We start from the raw sequence: 17,258 nt of genomic DNA on the forward strand, positions 1-17,258 counted from the left end.
GCATTTAAAGATGCTGATATTGTTTATCCAAAATCATGGACGAGTAAACACTTTATACCTCCAGAAGTAGATAAACCGATGTTAGAAAAAACTCAAGAACTATTTGAGAAAAATAAACATTGGAAAACAACAAAAGAAATGATGAGACTAGCAAAAGAGGATGCTATATATATGCATTGTCTTCCAGCAGATAGGGGTTTTGAAGTAGATGATGATGTAATTGATGGTCCTCAATCAGTAGTTTTTGATGAAGCAGAAAATAGATTGCATGTTCAAAAAGCAATTATGGCTTTACTTATGAGGTAAATTTATGGAAATAAAAAATGAAGAGGTATTAAAAAAAGCAATAGATAGAGCAAAAGAGAGAAACATAATTATACCTACATATGAAGAAATGAGGGATCCAGATAAGATCCCTCAAAAAATTAAAGATGAATTAAAGAATATAGGGCTTTGGGATACTCATCCAAGAAATTTATTTAGAATAACATGGAAAAATGAACCAAAAAAATTTGGTGGTGGATTTAATGGAATAAATTTTATAGAATTCCCAAAAGAATTAACAGGAGTCAAAGCAAGAATAATTATTTTAATTGGAAAATGGTTTCCAACTGGGTCACATAAAGTTGGAGCCACATTTGGACCACTTGTCTCTCTTCTTGTAACAGGTCAATTTGATCCAACAAAACATAAGGCATTATGGCCTTCAACTGGAAATTATTGCAGAGGAGGTGTATTTAATTCAAACCTACTTGGTTGCAAAAGTATTGCTGTTTTACCTGAAGGAATGAGTAAAGAGAGATTTGAATGGCTAAAAAATATGGGTGCTGAAATTTATCCAACTCCAGGAAGCGAGAGTAATGTAAAAGAAGTTTTTGATAAGAGTGAAGAACTAAAAAGAATTTATCCAGATGAGGTTGTTGTATTAAATCAATTTGATGATTTTGGAAACCCAACATGGCACTATGCAGTAACAGGTCCTAATATGGAAGAAGTTTTTTATAATATTAAGAAGGATAGTGATAAACTATCTGCACTTTTTTTAACTCAAGGTTCAGCAGGGACTCTTGGATCTGGAAATTACCTTAAAGAAAAATTTCCTAAAATTAAAATTGGAGCAGGTGAAGCACTTCAATGTCCAACACTTCTAATGAATGGATATGGTTCTCATAGAATTGAAGGAATAGGAGACAAACATGTTCCCTGGGTAATGGATGTTAAAAATCTTGACATTGTAGTTGATATTGATGATGAAGATTGCATAAGAGTATTGAGATTATTCAATGAAGAAAAAGGTAAAGAATTTCTTAAAAGTTTAAAAATTGATGAAAAATTAATAGAAAATCTTAACCTTTTAGGTATCTCTAGCATAGCAAATCTTATAGGTTCAATTAAAATTTCAAAATATTATGAATTTAAAGAAAATGATATAATTATGACTGTTGCAACTGATTCAATGGAACTTTATGGATCAAGGATTATTGAATTGAGAGAACAAAGAGGAGAATATACAATTAATCAAGCAGAAAAAGATTTTATTGAAGCTTTACTAAATCAAAATACAAACTGGATGCTAGAGCTTTCTTATTATGAAAAGAGAAGAATTCATAATTTAAAATATTTCACATGGGTTGAACAGAGGGGAAAGAGTGTTGAAGAGTTAGAAGAGCAATGGAATAATGAAAATTATTTTAAGGAAAAATTAAATTCCTACAAAATTTGGGATGAGAAAATAAGAGAGTTTAATGAGAGAGTTGGACTTATTAAAAACTACATTTAAAGGAGGATTAAAGAATGGCAAAGAAACACATTAGAATATTTGCTTTTGGTGGAAATGAAGTTTCGCCAGTTGGTTTAACCGATGAAAAAGGTAAACCAATTATTCCAGACATTGCAATGCAATGGAAAAGAACTTCTGAAACCTGTAAACATATAGTAAAAATCATGAAACAATTTCCAGATGACATTTATGTTATAACACATGGTAATGGCCCTCAAGTTGGAAATGTTTTCTTAAGATCTGAATATTCAAGACCAATTTTACCTCCAATTCCACTTGATGTTTGTGGTTCAGATACACAAGGTTCAATGGGATATATGATTGGTCAAATTTTAGGAAATGAATTAAGAGCAAATGGAATCAACAAAACTGTAGTAGGAATCGTAACACAAGTTGTTGTTGATAAAAATGATCCAGGATTTCAAAATCCTACAAAATATATTGGCCCATCTTATACAAGAGAAGAAGCAGAAGAAAGAATGAAAAAAGATGGTTGGGCTATGAAGCTTTATAAAAAGGATGATAAAGGAAATGAAATTTGGAGAAAAGTTGTTCCATCACCTGAACCACTCGATATTGTAGAAATAGATGCTATAGAAGCAGCAATTGAAAAAGGATTTATTCCAATTACTGTGGGTGGTGGAGGAATTCCAGTTGTAGAGGTTGAACCAGATGAAAAAGGAGAGTTTAGATGCAATTACGAAATTGTATTTAGAAATGGAAAGGGGACAAAAATTTATAATGGGGTTGAAGCAGTTATTGATAAAGATTTAGCAACCTCACTTCTTGGTAGAATGTTAATTCAAAGAGCAAAAGAAAGAGGAGAAGATGTTGATGTAACATTTACAATTTTCACTGGAGAAGATGGAGCAAAACTTTATTATCAAACTCCACAACAAGTTGACCTTAGGAGATTAACTCTTGAAGAAGCAAAGAAATATTATAATGAGGGTCATTTTCCACCCGGAAGCATGGGTCCAAAAATTTTAGCAATAATAAAGTTCCTAGAAGGTGGTGGAAAAATTGCCTATATTTCATTAACAGAAAAGTATCTTGAAACACTTGAGGGTAAAGCTGGAACAACAATTGTAAGAGAGTAATTTTTTATCAAAATCAAGGAGAAAATTATGCATAAATTACATGGGAGAGATTTAATAACAATACAAGAATGGTCACTTCAAGAAATCGAAGAAACACTTGAAGTGGCAAGAGAGATGAAGAGAGCAAGATACACAAATCCATATAAGGATTCATTAAAAAATAAAACATTCTTTATGATGTTTTATAACCCTAGCGTAAGAACAAGACAATCTTTTGAAACAGCAGCAACAGAACTTGGAGGACATGCTCAATTTCTTGAACCAAAAACAATGAGATTAAGAGAAAAAGGTAAAGCAGGAGAAACAATCGAAGATGCTGCAAAAGTTATGAGCCGTTATGGAGTAGGAATAGGAATAAGAATTCTTGAAGACTCTATCGAAAGATATGGAGATGGAGATTTTATTTTAAGAGAGTACGCAAAATATGCAGATATACCAGTTATATCAATGGCGCATGACAAATGTCATCCTTGTCAAGCACTTGCTGATATGATGGGAATGCTTGAACATATGCGTTGCGTGAAAAAGAAAAAATTAGTTATGATGTGGGGATATTCAACAATGGTAAGAAGTTGGTCTTCAGTTCATGCAAATTTACTTATCTCTTCAATGTTTGGAATGGATATAAAACTTGTTTATCCACCAGGATATGATCTTGATCCAGAAGTTATGGATATGGTTAGAGATAATTCTAAAAAATCAAATGGAAGTTTCGAAATAATTACTGGTACAACAGAAGATTTAAAGAAAGCAATTGAGAATGCAGATGTTGTATATTCAAGAAACTGGATGAGTCCAAAAAGATATGATTGGGGAAAGGAAAAAGAAATAGAGATGGCAAATCAATTTAAAGATTGGATTTTAACCAAAGAACTTATGAAACTAACAAATGATGCATATTTCATCCATCCAATGCCAGTTGATAGAGGAAATGAAGTTGAAGATGAAGTAGCAAGTTCACCAAAATCAATTATTTATGATATTGCAGAAAATAGACTCCATGTACAAAAGGCAGTTATGGCTTTAACAATGGGTGACTTATAAAGATTCTTAATTTAAAAAAATTTTGATTAAGCCCTCCTAGATTACCAAGGAGGGCTTTTTATTTTTATACTTTTACTTTTCAAAAAAGACTCAATTTGAAAATTTTTATAAATACTTTTTAGATAAATATATTCTAATTGAATAGATTGATAAAATATTAACTGGCGAAGAAACAAGTAAACTCATCAAAGATAACTCTATGTCTAATAAAAAAGTTGATGATAATGAGAGGATAAATATTATAAATAGATAAATTATTGGTATAAATTTTAATATTTTAAGATTTAATTTTGTAGGCATAAAATAATCTAATATTCTTAAAAGAAATGAAGTTGATGTTGCAATTATGAACCACCCGACAAAATTTCCAATCGGAACTCCAAAATACGAAAACTTAAAATTTTCCCATCTCCATAATCCATATTTTATAGCAATAGGATCAATAAATAGATCAAAAGTTGTTACAATAAACCCATCAAAAAGAGAAATCAAAATAAAATTTAACTTATCTTTTATAAAAGCATTATAATCTAATTTGAGAATATTTATTAATATTAAACTTGATAAATAATATGAAATTAATATAAAAATTGCCCAGAAAATCCAAACAAAAATTGGTAAGCCTAAAATTTGTGGTTTAAATGAGTGACTGTAATAATATCTTACTCTAAGTGGTCCACCATAATTTATTCCAATATATTCATAAATTAAAGGTATAAAAAATAAAATTATTATTCTTAAAATTAATTTCAATTTATATTTCATCCATAAGTCCGTATCTTTGATAACTAATCGCTTCGAGAAGGTGTGATGTATTTACCTTCTCATTGCCCTCTAAATCTGCTATCGTTCTTGCAAGTTTTATTATCTTATGAAAGCTTCTTAAAGTTAAATTAAGGGTTTTTAATGCATTTTTTAATGTATTTTCTCCATCTTGAGTTATGGGAATATATTTTTTAATTAACATTGGAGTTAATTTTCCATTAAATTTTACTTTTTCATTCTTATATCTATCTTTTTGTATTTCCCAAGCTCTTTTTACTCTTTCTCTGATAACCTTTGAACTTTCTCCACTCTCTTTACTAAAAACTTCGTTTTCTTTTACTCTAGGAACTTTAATTTTTATATCAAACCTATCCCAAAGTGGTCCTGAAATTTTACTTCTGTATCTTTTTATTTCACTTAAAGAGCAGGTGCAATTTTTTTCAGAATCACCAAAATAACCACAAGGACATGGATTCATTGCTCCAATTAAAAGAAAATCTGACGGGTAAGTAAGTGAGGTTTTTACTCTTGAAATAGTAACAAAACCTTCCTCAATAGGTTGTCTTAGAACTTCCAAAACATCTCTTCTAAACTCTGGAAGTTCATCTAGAAAGAGTATTCCTTTATGCGCTAAACTTATTTCACCAGGCTTTGGATTTGTTCCTCCTCCAACAAGACCAGCATAAGAAATTGTATGATGTGGAGATCTAAATGGTCTTCTTTTTATTATTTCTTCATCTTCTTTTAGAATTCCAGCAATAGAATAAATTTCTGTTATTTCAACTGCTTCATCAAAAGAGAGTTCTGGCATAATTGTTATCATTCTTTGAGAAAGCATTGTTTTTCCAGAACCAGGTGCTCCAACCATAATAAGATGATGTCTTCCTGCTGCAGAAATTTCCATTGCTCTTTTAACAAAAGTCTGACCTTTAACATCTGAAAAATCTATGTCAAAATTTTCCTCACTGAACTCAACTGGATAATTTTTAATTATATCTTTTTGAATTTCTCCTCTTAAAAATAAAACAACTTCACTTAAATTTCTAAAAGGAATAAGTTTTGTTTCTTTTGATAAAGCACACTCATATAGGTTTTTTTGAGGAATTATTAATGGCTCCTCTTTTTCTTTTAAAAATAATGACAAAGAAAGACCTCCATTTATTTTTCCAAGTTCTCCTTCGAGAGTGAGCTCTCCAACAAAATAATATTTTTCTACAATCTCTTGATTAATTTGACCTGAAGCAGTAAGAATTCCAATTGAAATTGGAAGATCAAATAGTGTTCCTTCTTTTTTGATTTCACCAGGAGCAAGATTTACAGTTATTTTTCTGACAGGAAATTCAAAACCAGAATTTTTTATTGCTGCTCTTACTCTCTCTTTTGCTTCCTGAATTGAAGTATCAGGGAGACCCACAATTGTAAATGATGGAAGACCAGAAGATATATCAACCTCAACAAGTATATCATAAACTTTTAGCCCAACATTTACCAAACTTTTTACTCTTGCATACATTACATTTAAGCATAATAAAATTTCATTGATTTTTCAATAATAAATAAAAAATTTGACAGAATAAGGAAATAATATTATACTGATAAAAAGTTAGATTAGATTCTTATTAATAATTAAAACATATTTAGGAGGATATTATGAAACTTATTGTTCAAGGAAAAGGTATTAACTTAACAGATGATGTAATAAATTATGCAGAAAAACGATTTGCAACAGCAGAAAGATACTTTGAAAACATACAAGAAGCGAATTTAATAATTTCAAAAGAGAGGGGCCTTTTTAAATCAGAAGTTACTATTTCCATGTCTGGAACAGTAATTAGAGGAGAGAGTAAAACTCAAGATATTTATGCCTCAATTGATGATGTTCTTGACAAAATTAAAAGACAAATAAAAAAATATAAAGAGAGTTTTGTAGAAAGAAGAAGAGAAACAAAGAAATTTTTAGATAAAGCAGAAACATCCACTTCAGAAACTGTTGTTGAAGATATACCAAAAATTGTTAAAGTTAAAAAATTTGTTCTAAAACCTATGGATGAAGAAGAAGCAATTATGCAAATGGAACTGCTAGGTCACACATTTTTTGTTTTCTTAAATTCAAATACAGATAAAATAAATGTTGTTTATAAAAGAAACGATGGTAATTATGGTTTAATTGAACCAGAATAAATTATGAAAAAAATTATTATTTATTCATTAATTTTTTTAATAATTATCTTTTCAATTCTTCTTTTATCAAGAAAATTTTCTGAAGGAAAAGAGAAGACATTTTATGTAATTGCAAAAATGTCAGTTTCAAATGTTCTTCAAGAGGTTTGCGACAATTTAAAAATAGGAGATTATTTAATAGATAGTAGTGGGAATAAAATTTTTGTAATTGTTGATAAGATTGTAAAAGATGCAGAACATCCTGTTGAAACTTCAACTGGCGAAATTGTAAAATCACCTCATCCAATTTTTAAAAGTATTATTTTAACAGTAAAAAGTGTAAATAAATCAAAAAAATTAATTTTATCATACAATAGAACAACAGTTAGAGTTGGGGGTAAAATAATATTTGAAACTGATAAAGTAAGATTTGTTGGAACAATTTTATCATTAGATAAGGAGTAAAATGGCAAATTTTTTGAAAAAACTATTTTCTGGAGAAGAAAGAGAACTAAAAAGATTATCAACATATGTTGAAAAAATTAACTCTTATGAAAGCGATGTAAGTAAATTAACAAATGATGAATTAAAAAATAAAACATCTGAATTTATTAAGAGAATTGAAAATGGTGAAACTCTTGAAGATATATTATATGAAGCATTTGCAGTTGTAAGAGAAGTTTCAGTTAGAACTATTGGCTTAAGGCATTTTGATGTTCAATTAATGGGTGGAGTTGTTCTTCATGAAGGAAAAATTGCAGAAATGAAAACAGGTGAAGGAAAAACTCTTGTTGCAACTCTTCCAATTTACCTTAACTCTCTTTTAGGAAGAGGGGTTCACCTTGTCACTGTAAATGATTATCTTGCTAAAAGAGATGCTTTATGGATGGGTCCAATTTATAAATTCTTAGGAAGAACAGTTGGAGTGATTCAACATGAATCATCTTTTCTTGTTGAGTGGGATGATCCTCAAAAATTTACTGTGAAACTTATTCCATGTTCAAGAAGAGATGCATATCTAGCGGATATAACTTATGGAACAAACAATGAATTTGGGTTTGATTATTTAAGAGATAACATGGCAATCTCACTTGAACAGATTGTTCAAAGAGAACTTTTCTATGCAATTGTTGATGAGGTTGACTCAATTTTAATTGATGAAGCAAGAACACCACTAATTATTTCAGGACCAAGTGAAAAAAGCACACAAGTTTATTACAAAGCATCACAAATTGCAAAACAATTAAAAATTAACGAAGATTTCACATCTGATGAAAAAGAAAAAAATGTAACTTTAACAGAATCTGGAGTAAAAAAAGTTGAAAAGTTTTTTGGAGTAGAAAATCTATATGCAAGTGAAAATGTTGAACTTGTATCACATGTTATTCAGGCATTAAGAGCATTAATTCATTTTAAAAAAGATGTTGATTATATTGTAAAAGATGGTGAAGTAATTATTGTTGATGAATTTACAGGAAGACTAATGTTTGGTAGAAGATATTCAGATGGTCTCCATCAAGCAATAGAGGCAAAAGAGGGATTAAGAGTAAAAGAAGAGAGTCAAACACTTGCAACAATAACATTCCAAAACTATTTTAGAATGTATAAAAAACTTGCAGGAATGACTGGAACAGCGAAAACAGAGGAAGATGAATTTATTGAAATTTATGGTCTTCCGGTTGTTGTTATACCTACAAATAAACCAATGATAAGGATTGACTATCCAGATGTTGTATATAGAACAGAAAAGATAAAATTTAAAAAGATAGTCGAAGAGATAAAGGAATGGTATAAAATTGGTAGACCAGTTCTTGTAGGAACAAGATCAATTGAAAAATCTGAAATTCTTTCTTCTATGCTAAAAAGAGAGGGAATTCCACATCAAGTTTTAAATGCGAAATATCATGAAAAAGAGGCTGAAATAATAAAACATGCTGGTGAAAAAGGAATGGTAACAATAGCAACAAATATGGCAGGTAGAGGAGTTGATATTGTTTTAGGTGAAGGAGTTAAAGAGTTGGGTGGTTTACACATAATTGGAACAGAAAGACACGAATCGAGAAGAATAGATAATCAATTAAGAGGTAGAGCAGGGAGACAAGGAGATCCTGGAAGTTCAAGATTTTATTTGTCTCTTGAAGATGAAATTTTAAGAATTTTTGGTGGAGATATGATTAAGAAACTTATGGATTTCTTCAAAATGGATGAAACTCCTCTTGAACATCCACTACTCTCTAAAACAATAGAAAATGCTCAAAAAAGAGTTGAAGCATATCACTTTGAAATAAGAAAACACCTTCTTGAGTATGATAATGTTTTAAATAAACAAAGAGAAATTATTTATAAAGAGAGAAGAAGAATTTTAGAGAAAGCAGATTTAAGAGAGGATGTTTTTAAATTTTTAGATGAAATTATAAATGAGATATGTGATATACATTTATCAAAGACTCTAGAAGAAAAAGATTATGATGGTTTATCAAAAGCTTTTTTAGATTTAACTCAAATTTTAATTCCTCCTCATGAATTCTCTAAAATAAAAGAAAGTGAAATTAAAAAAGTTTTGTTTGATGTTGCACAAAAAAGATACATTGAAAAGGAAAATAGGCTAAGAGAGTTATCAAAAAATATTGAAGAGATAAAAATTTCTTTTGGAGAAGATCCATTAAGAGAAATAGAAAGATATCTTCTTTTAAGAATTATTGATAATAAATGGAAAGAACATCTTTATAATATGGATCATTTAAAAGAAGGTATTGGTCTTCGAGCATATGGTCAACAAGAGCCATTAATTGCTTATCAACTTGAAGGTTTTGAATTATTCCAAACTATGATGAAGTCTATTAGAGAAGATTGGATCAAATTTTTATTTAGAGTGGAGATAACAGTTGAACGAAAAAAGAATAGAGAGGAAAGAAGAAGAGAACTTAAAAAAACTAAAAATTGAATTTGAAAACCTCTCTTTAGAGGAAGAACTAAAAAAAATTAATAACAAATTAAAAGAGTTTGAAGAAAAAACCTTTAATATAAAAGATTGGGGGAGTGAAGAGGCAAAAAGGATATTATCTTCTATCGAAAGATTAAAAGAAGAAAAAGAGAGGGGTGAAAATATAATATCTTTATTTAAAGAGAGCGAACTTATTTTAGAACTCCTTCAAAAAGAAGAAGATGAAAGTTTAAGGGAAGAATTAAGAGAAAATATCATAAAATTATTTGATAATCTTGAAGAATACAAAAAAGCATATTTTCTCTCTGGGGAATATGATGATAAAAATGCTATTCTTTCTCTTTCTTCTGGCGCAGGTGGAGTTGATGCAATGGATTGGACTCAAATTTTATTTGAAATGTATTTAAGATGGAGCGATAAAAAGGGTTTTAAAACTGAAGTAGTAGATATATCTTATGGAGAGGAAGCGGGCATAAAAAGTGCAACAATATTGATAAAGGGAAAATATGCATATGGACTTCTCAAAGGCGAAAGTGGTGTTCATAGATTAGTAAGAATTTCACCATTTGATGCGAATAGAAGAAGACATACTTCTTTTGCCCTAGTTGAGGTTATTCCTGAAATTGAAGATGAAGAGTTGAAAATCGAAGATGACGAATTAAGAATTGATGTTTTTAGAGCAAGTGGACATGGTGGTCAATATGTTAACAAAACTGATTCAGCAGTTAGAATTGTTCATATTCCAACAGGAATAACTGTAACTTGTCAAAATGAAAGATCTCAACTAAAAAATAAAGAAACTGCAATGAAGATTCTTATGGCAAAATTAATTGAACTTAAAAGACAAGAGAAAGAGAAAAAACTTTATGAACTTAAAGGTGGGTTTGTTTCTGCCTCATGGGGATATGAGGTAAGAAGTTATGTTTTTCATCCATATACTCTTGTAAAAGATCATAGGACAGGTTTTGAAATCTATAATGTTGAAGAAGTTATTTCAGGAAATATTGATGATTTTATATGGAGTTATTTAAAATATATAAAAGATGAAAAAAACAAAGATACCAATAAAGAAATTAATTAAAAGATTATTAGGTATAACATTAGGATCAATCATTCAAGCTCTTGGAATTGTATTATTTTTATCACCTAACAAAATTGCCCCAGGTGGTTTTTCTGGTCTTTCTATTATTATATTTCACTTAACAGGTTTCCCAGTTGGTTTAATGTATTTTATTTTAAATGTACCTCTTTTTATTATTGCAGGAAAAAAATGGGGGTTTAATTTTATAGGATTAACTCTTTTTGGAGTAATAATGTCATCTTTTTTTATTGACTTTTTTTCAATATATTTTGCTTCTTTAACCTCAAATCCTTTACTTGCTTCAATTTATGGAGGAGTTCTTGTAGGTGTTGGAGTTGGAATAGTTTTTAAAAACTGGGGGAGCACAGGTGGAACAGATTTATTAGGTCAATTAATATATAGTTTTACAGGTCTTTCTTTTGGCACATCTATGTTTATTCTAGATACAACAATAGTTTTAATTGCAGGTATTGTCTTCAAAGCGCTCGAATACTCTCTTTATGGAATGCTTTCTCTTTTTATATCTTCTAAAGTTGTTGATGCAGTACAAGAGGGTTTTTTAACAGCAAAAACAGTTTTTTTAATTTCAGATTCAGTTGACAAAATTAAATTGAGAATTATGGATGAACTTGAAAGAGGTGTTACAGAACTTACTGTAACTGGTGCATACACAGGTGTTGAGAAAAAAGCCCTTATTTGCGTAGTTCATCAAAGAGAGATTTCAAAACTTAAAGAGATAATACATGAAGAAGACCCAAAAGCATTTGTTGTAATCGGAGATGCAAGAGAAGTTATAGGAGAAGGGTTTATTCCAATTGAGGAGGCAAAAAGATGAAAATTGAAGTTGATACGCATACTCATACAATTTTAACAGGTCATGCTTTTTCAACTTTACTTGAAAATATTGAATATGCTAAAAAAATTGGTCTTAAGGGTTTATGTATTACAGATCATGGACCTTTAAGACCTGATAGCCCAAGTATTGAATATTTTAAAATGCTTGCATCGAGGTATCTTCCTGAATATATAGATGGAATAAAAATTTTTACTGGGGTTGAATTAAATATTATTTCTGATGAAGGTGATGTTGACCTTCCAGAGTCAATAATAAAAAATCTTGATTTTAATATAATTGCATTTCATAATCAAACTCCGTACTCTTCAAATTCAATAGATAAAAATACAAAAAGTATGATAAATGCTCTTAAAAGAAAATATATAAAAGGTATAGCACATCCAGGAGATCCATATTTTCCATATCCAATTAATTTAGAAGAGATTGTAAAAGTTGCAGGAGACTTAGGAAAATTTTTAGAGTTAAACAACAATGTTTTAAAAAGAGGAGAAACTTGGGTAAATTATTATAAAGAGATGTTATATTTATGCGAAAAATATAAAGTTAAAGTTTTTATTTCCTCAGATGCTCACTTTTCATATTATGTTGGTGATTTCTCAATTGCAATTAATATTATTAAAGATTTCAATATTAAAGTTATAAATGAGAGGTTAGAGGAGTTTGAAAAGTTATTGAAAGATATTTAAAAATAAAAAGACATATAAAGAAGCATTATAAAAGATATTTATTTTTAATAATTGTATTATTTTTTATCTGGCTTATATATTATAACTATATATATTTTTTGTCTTTAATTGAAAATCCTCAAGAACTTCCATTTCCTATTATTCATTATTATAAGGTAAATCAAGAATTTGAAATTATAAATAAACTTTATTTTGAAAGAGATTACAGTTTCAATTTAAAAATTAAAATTGAAAATCCATTAAATGCAAATATTGAAATAATTGAGTGGGCTCTTGGTGAAAGAGAAAGACAAAACAACAATTTTAATTGGATAAAACCAATTTTTGAGAATGGATTTTATCACCTCGATGGAATCTTGCCTAAAAGAGAAATTTTTCTTAAATTAAAAATTAAAACAAATTCTTTAACAGGTGTTTATAATGGAAAATTAACTTTTACACATTACCTTAAACCATATGAATTAAAAATAGTGATGGGAACTGTTGATAAATTCTATTTTGAAAATCCAAATCAAAATTTAATTCCTTATATTGTTGGATATAATTTTGAATATGGAATAACAACCCCAACATTAGAGAAAGAGGGCGGGATTCATCCTTTTAATGAAAAAATTAAATATTATGCAGAAAAATTTAAAAAAATTAGTGAATTTGAAACAGCTCAAGAATATTTAAATTTTGTTATGAAAATTTTTGCTTCAGGCATAAATGTAACATTCACAGGTGATTATCCAGATTTCCATTATATAGAAAAATTTGAGAAAGAGGGTTCCATATATGGAGTATGCTCTGAAAGATCAATAGTTCTTATTTCACTTTTAAGAAGTGTTGGAATACCATCTAGATTAGTTTTTGCTTCTGGTTTTCCAGTTGACCATGTTTTTATTGAATCATTTATAAATGGTAAATGGATAAACCTTGACCCAACATATGGATTTATAAATAAATATGATGGTTATTATGTAAAAGAGGTAAGAAATTTAACTACACTTCAATCATTTTTTGCTGGAGTAAGAGGGGAACTCAAAAAAAATAAAAATAATATTACTGGAATTTATCCATATGAAGAAATTGTTAATAATAAATATTTAAAGGAAAATATTGTAATTACAGGAATTGGTGGAATAAAAATTAATAGTTTTTATTTTTTAAAGATAAAAATGAAGTGGTCTTTGTTTAATTTTAGTGATAAATCACTTTTTATTTTTATTTTAGATGGGCTCAATAATAAATATGTAGGTGAAATTTTTGTTTCATCTTTATTTTTTAATTTTGGAGAAGGATCTATTTTAATTAAACTTGATATAAAGAAATTTTCAGAAAAAGATAATAAAAAATTTTTTAAATTAAAAGTTTATTTAAATAAAGATAAAAAAGTAATTGATATTTATGAACCAGGTGAAGGTCTTCTCCTTGAAAATTTTTCTATTTAAGTCTTAACCTCCAAGATATGCTTCTTTAACTCTAGGGTCATTCAAAAGTTCTTTAGCATCACCTTCAAGTGCAATTGTTCCAACTTCAAGAACATATGCATAATGAGCAAGATTCAGTGCCTTTCTTGCATTTTGCTCGACTAAAAGAATTGTTGTTCCTTGTTTATTAATTTTTTCAAGAATTTCAAAAATTTCATCAACAAGAATTGGAGCAAGTCCCATTGAAGGTTCATCAAGGAGCATTATATCTCCTCCGGTTGTTAATGCTCTTGCAACTGAAAGCATCTGTTGTTCTCCACCAGAAAGTGTCCCTGCTAATTGTTTTCTTCTTTCTTTAAGTCTAGGAAAAATTTCAAAAACCATTTCAAATCTTTCATTTCTTATTTTTCTATCTTTAATTGTCCATGCTGCAAGTTCGAGATTTTCCATAACAGTTAAAGTTGCAAAAACTCTCCTTCCTTCTGGTACATGAGAAATTCCAAGTTCAACAATTTTATGAGCATCAAGGTTTGTTATATCTTGACCTTTAAAATAGATTTTTCCATCAGAAGGTTTTATAAGACCACTAATTGTTCTCAAAGTTGTTGTTTTACCAGCACCATTTGCACCAATTAAAGTTACAATTTCTCCAGGTTTTACTTTAAAAGATATACCTTTAAGTGCTTTAATTGCTCCGTAATTTACTTCAAGATTTACAACTTCAAGCATTACATTTTCCTCCTTCACTTCCTAGATATGCCTCAATCACTTTTTTATCATTTCTGATTTCATCTGGTGTTCCTTCTGCTATTGTTTCTCCAAAATCCATAACCTTTATTCTTTCACAAATTCCCATAACAACTCTCATTTGATGTTCAACGAGAAAAATTGTTACTTTAAATGTATCTCTTATTGAATGAATTAGTTCCATCAAATTTCCAACTTCTTTAGGATTCATACCTGCTGCTGGTTCATCAAGAAGTAGTAGTTTTGGTTTTGTAGCAAGCGCTCTCGCAATTTCTAGTTTTCTTAATTCTCCATATGGAAGGTGTTTAGCAAGATCATTTGCTCTATGTTTTAAACCAAAAATCTCAAGGAGTTCAAGTGCTTCTTCTTTAATTTTCTTTTCTTCTTCAAAATATTTTCTATTTCTTAAAATTGCATCATATATTGAGTAATTAGTTCTAAAATGTCTTGCAACTCTTATATTATCAAGTACAGTAAGTTCATTAAAAATTCTTAAATTTTGGAATGTTCTTGCAATTCCTCTTTCAATTATAAGGTGAGATTTTAAACCAGTTATATCTTGTCCTTCAAAAATTATTTTACCTTGGGTTGGTGTATAAACTCCTGTTATTAAATTAAATATTGTTGTTTTACCTGCTCCGTTTGGTCCAATTAAACCCCATAAAGCACCTTTTGGTAAATCTATATTAAAATTACAAACAGCTCTTAAACCACCAAAATAGTGAGTAATATTTTTAAGAGAAAGAATTACATCCATTTATCTTTCCTCCTCTTCTGGAACAAGAATCTTTAGCTCCCTTTTTCCCATAAGACCTTCTGTTCTAAATAACATTATTAAAATCAAAAGAAGAGCGTAAATTACCATTCTCCATTCTATTCCAATCTGTATGGTAGGAGTTATATCATCAAGTGCTCTCAAAACAAGTCTTAAACCTTCAGACATAAATGTTAAACCAAATGCTGCTATTATTGATCCAGAGATACTTCCCATTCCTCCAGCATAAACCATAACAAGAACTAAAATAGTACCTAAAAATCCATATTGAGTTGGATGCGCTATTTGAAGGAGATGACAAAGTAGAGAACCAGCTATTCCTGCAAAGAAAGATGCAACTGTAAAAATCATCACTTTATATTTAGTTGTATTTACACCAACAAGTTCAGAGGCAATTGGATCCTCCCTTATCGATTTAAAAGCTCTTCCATGAGTTGAATATACTATATTTCTCATTATAATGACAGAAATTAATGTTATTACAAATATAATAGTAAAGTTTGAAAATTTTGGAATTCCAAGAAGACCTCTTGGTCCACCAACATAATCAACATTGTTTATAATTGTTCTTATTATTTCACCAAATCCAAGTGTAACTATTGCTAGATAATCTCCTCTTAATCTTAAAGTTGGAAGTCCTATAAGATAACCTATTCCTAAAGCACAAATACCACCAATTAACATTGCTATTATGAACAAAAAATAGCTTTGTATATTAACAGGTTTTATTTTCCAAATAAGAGTTGTTAAAATTCCTGAGACATATGCACCAACTGCAGCAAAACCCATGTGTCCAATTGAAAATTGACCTGTAAATCCATTTATCAAATTTAAACTAACAGTGAGTATAACATATATTAGAGATACATTTATTATATGTAAAATATAATCATTAATTAAAATTCCAAATCTGTGTGACAAAAAAACAAAAAGATAAAAAATTAAAGCATAAATTATTAATTGTATGTTTCTTGGTAATTTCATTTTTATTCTCCTAAACTTTTTCAGCTACTGTTTCACCTAAAAGACCTTGAGGTCTGAAAATCAAAACAATTATCAAGATAGCAAAAGCAATTCCTTCACCTAACAATGAATTGTAAGATGTTGCAAATGTCTCTGATATCCCCATAATATAACTTCCAAGCATTGCACCAGGTATGTTTCCAATTCCACCTAAAACTGCTGCAATAAATGCTTTAAGTCCAGGAAGAATACCCATATAAGGAAATATTCTTGGATAAGAAATACCAGTTAAAATTCCTGCTGCTCCTGCAAATGCACCTCCAACAACGAAAGTGATCATTATTATTTTCTCTATATCTATTCCCATAAGTTTTGCAGCGTCTTTATCTTGTGACACTGCTCTCATTGCTTTTCCAATTTTTGTATATTTAACAAGATAAGTTAAAAATATCATAAGTCCAATACTTACAAGAACATCAATAATTGCATAATTTGATAAAGTTGTTTTACCAAATTCATATATTTTGTTTTTAATTAATTTATCATTTGGAAAAGCTCTATATGATGGACCAATAAAAGGAAGGGCAGAAAATATATACTCTATAAACATTGATACTCCAATTGCAGTTATTAAAGCTGATAATCTCGGTTTATATCTTAATGGTTTATATGCAACCTGATTTGCAAGCGCTGCTATACCTGCTCCTGCTGCCATACTTATCAAAAATACAATATAAACAGGAATGGTTAAACCTCTTGCAGTAGATAAAATAACAGTAAAATATGCAGCAAATGCACCAATCATGAAATAATCACCATGGGCAAAATTAATTNGCCTAACTATACCATAAACCATAGTATATCCAAGTGATATTAATGCATAAATACTTCCAAGTTGAATACCATTTATTAATTGTTGTAAATTAAAAATTTTTTCCATAGTGC

The 17,258-nt window shown here is 29.1% G+C and carries 17 protein-coding genes; 11 read left to right on the top strand and 6 right to left on the bottom strand.

Annotation, left to right across the window (positions count from 1 at the left end; genetic code table 11):
• The 4 genes from N3D74_01265 to N3D74_01280 form a co-directional block, all read left to right on the top strand.
• Nucleotides 1-306: ornithine carbamoyltransferase (locus tag N3D74_01265; GenBank protein ID MCX8094808.1), on the top strand; the 306-nt coding region annotated here is incomplete at its 5' end.
• A gap of 4 nt (nucleotides 307-310) precedes the next feature.
• Entirely contained in the window at nucleotides 311-1,780 is a 1,470-nt protein-coding gene (locus tag N3D74_01270; protein MCX8094809.1) for a pyridoxal-phosphate dependent enzyme, read from the top strand.
• 14 nt (nucleotides 1,781-1,794) lie between these two features.
• Nucleotides 1,795-2,880 carry a carbamate kinase gene (locus tag N3D74_01275; GenBank protein ID MCX8094810.1) on the top strand — a complete coding sequence of 362 codons (1,086 nt, stop codon included), beginning with the start codon at nucleotides 1,795-1,797 and terminating at the stop codon, nucleotides 2,878-2,880.
• A gap of 27 nt (nucleotides 2,881-2,907) precedes the next feature.
• Nucleotides 2,908-3,924, top strand: a complete 1,017-nt coding sequence (locus tag N3D74_01280) for an ornithine carbamoyltransferase (GenBank protein MCX8094811.1) — start codon at nucleotides 2,908-2,910, stop codon at nucleotides 3,922-3,924.
• Between the two features lie 105 nt (nucleotides 3,925-4,029).
• Here N3D74_01280 and N3D74_01285 read toward each other — a convergent pair whose 3' ends face one another.
• Both N3D74_01285 and N3D74_01290 read right to left on the bottom strand, forming a co-directional pair.
• Nucleotides 4,030-4,677, bottom strand: coding sequence for a carotenoid biosynthesis protein (locus N3D74_01285; GenBank protein MCX8094812.1), 648 nt, complete (start codon nucleotides 4,675-4,677; stop codon nucleotides 4,030-4,032).
• A 1-nt stretch (nucleotide 4,678) separates the two neighbouring features.
• Nucleotides 4,679-6,202: a YifB family Mg chelatase-like AAA ATPase gene (locus N3D74_01290; GenBank protein ID MCX8094813.1), complete on the bottom strand. Its 1,524-nt coding sequence runs from the start codon at nucleotides 6,200-6,202 to the stop codon at nucleotides 4,679-4,681.
• A 137-nt stretch (nucleotides 6,203-6,339) separates the two neighbouring features.
• Here N3D74_01290 and raiA point away from each other — a divergent pair, with 137 nt between their 5' ends.
• The 7 genes from raiA (at nucleotide 6,340) to N3D74_01325 (ending at nucleotide 13,849) form a co-directional block, all read left to right on the top strand.
• On the top strand, nucleotides 6,340-6,870 hold the full coding sequence (raiA, locus tag N3D74_01295; GenBank protein ID MCX8094814.1) for a ribosome-associated translation inhibitor RaiA: 531 nt from the start codon (nucleotides 6,340-6,342) through the stop codon (nucleotides 6,868-6,870).
• Between the two features lie 3 nt (nucleotides 6,871-6,873).
• Complete coding sequence (locus N3D74_01300; protein MCX8094815.1) at nucleotides 6,874-7,314, top strand: DUF4330 domain-containing protein; 441 nt, start codon at nucleotides 6,874-6,876, stop codon at nucleotides 7,312-7,314.
• A gap of 1 nt (nucleotide 7,315) precedes the next feature.
• A complete protein-coding gene (secA, locus tag N3D74_01305) occupies nucleotides 7,316-9,793 on the top strand; it encodes a preprotein translocase subunit SecA (GenBank protein MCX8094816.1) in 2,478 nt (825 codons plus the stop codon).
• Nucleotides 9,735-10,874 carry a peptide chain release factor 2 gene (prfB, locus tag N3D74_01310; protein MCX8094817.1) on the top strand — a complete coding sequence of 380 codons (1,140 nt, stop codon included), beginning with the start codon at nucleotides 9,735-9,737 and terminating at the stop codon, nucleotides 10,872-10,874. The genes secA and prfB overlap by 59 nt, the downstream gene beginning before the upstream one ends.
• Complete coding sequence (locus tag N3D74_01315) at nucleotides 10,837-11,709, top strand: YitT family protein (protein ID MCX8094818.1); 873 nt, start codon at nucleotides 10,837-10,839, stop codon at nucleotides 11,707-11,709. Before prfB ends, N3D74_01315 begins: the two co-directional genes overlap by 38 nt.
• Nucleotides 11,706-12,416: a PHP domain-containing protein gene (locus N3D74_01320; protein ID MCX8094819.1), complete on the top strand. Its 711-nt coding sequence runs from the start codon at nucleotides 11,706-11,708 to the stop codon at nucleotides 12,414-12,416. The genes N3D74_01315 and N3D74_01320 overlap by 4 nt, the downstream gene beginning before the upstream one ends.
• Nucleotides 12,417-12,514: 98 nt before the next feature.
• Entirely contained in the window at nucleotides 12,515-13,849 is a 1,335-nt protein-coding gene (locus tag N3D74_01325) for a transglutaminase domain-containing protein (protein MCX8094820.1), read from the top strand.
• A gap of 3 nt (nucleotides 13,850-13,852) precedes the next feature.
• On the opposite strand, the gene N3D74_01330 is transcribed toward N3D74_01325, so the two are convergent.
• Genes N3D74_01330 through N3D74_01345 form a run of 4 tightly spaced genes read right to left on the bottom strand, consistent with a single transcriptional unit; the run spans nucleotide 13,853 to nucleotide 17,253 of the window.
• On the bottom strand, nucleotides 13,853-14,557 hold the full coding sequence (locus N3D74_01330; protein MCX8094821.1) for an ABC transporter ATP-binding protein: 705 nt from the start codon (nucleotides 14,555-14,557) through the stop codon (nucleotides 13,853-13,855).
• On the bottom strand, nucleotides 14,550-15,332 hold the full coding sequence (locus tag N3D74_01335) for an ABC transporter ATP-binding protein (GenBank protein MCX8094822.1): 783 nt from the start codon (nucleotides 15,330-15,332) through the stop codon (nucleotides 14,550-14,552). The genes N3D74_01330 and N3D74_01335 overlap by 8 nt, the downstream gene beginning before the upstream one ends.
• Nucleotides 15,333-16,334 (bottom strand): branched-chain amino acid ABC transporter permease, encoded by a 1,002-nt coding sequence (locus tag N3D74_01340; GenBank protein ID MCX8094823.1) that lies wholly within the window; start codon nucleotides 16,332-16,334, stop codon nucleotides 15,333-15,335.
• Between the two features lie 10 nt (nucleotides 16,335-16,344).
• Entirely contained in the window at nucleotides 16,345-17,253 is a 909-nt protein-coding gene (locus N3D74_01345) for a branched-chain amino acid ABC transporter permease (GenBank protein ID MCX8094824.1), read from the bottom strand.
• Between the last annotated feature and the right edge of the window lie 5 nt (nucleotides 17,254-17,258).

The organism is Caldisericia bacterium, from assembly GCA_026414995.1.
Lineage (GTDB): Bacteria > Caldisericota > Caldisericia > B22-G15 > B22-G15 > JAAYUH01.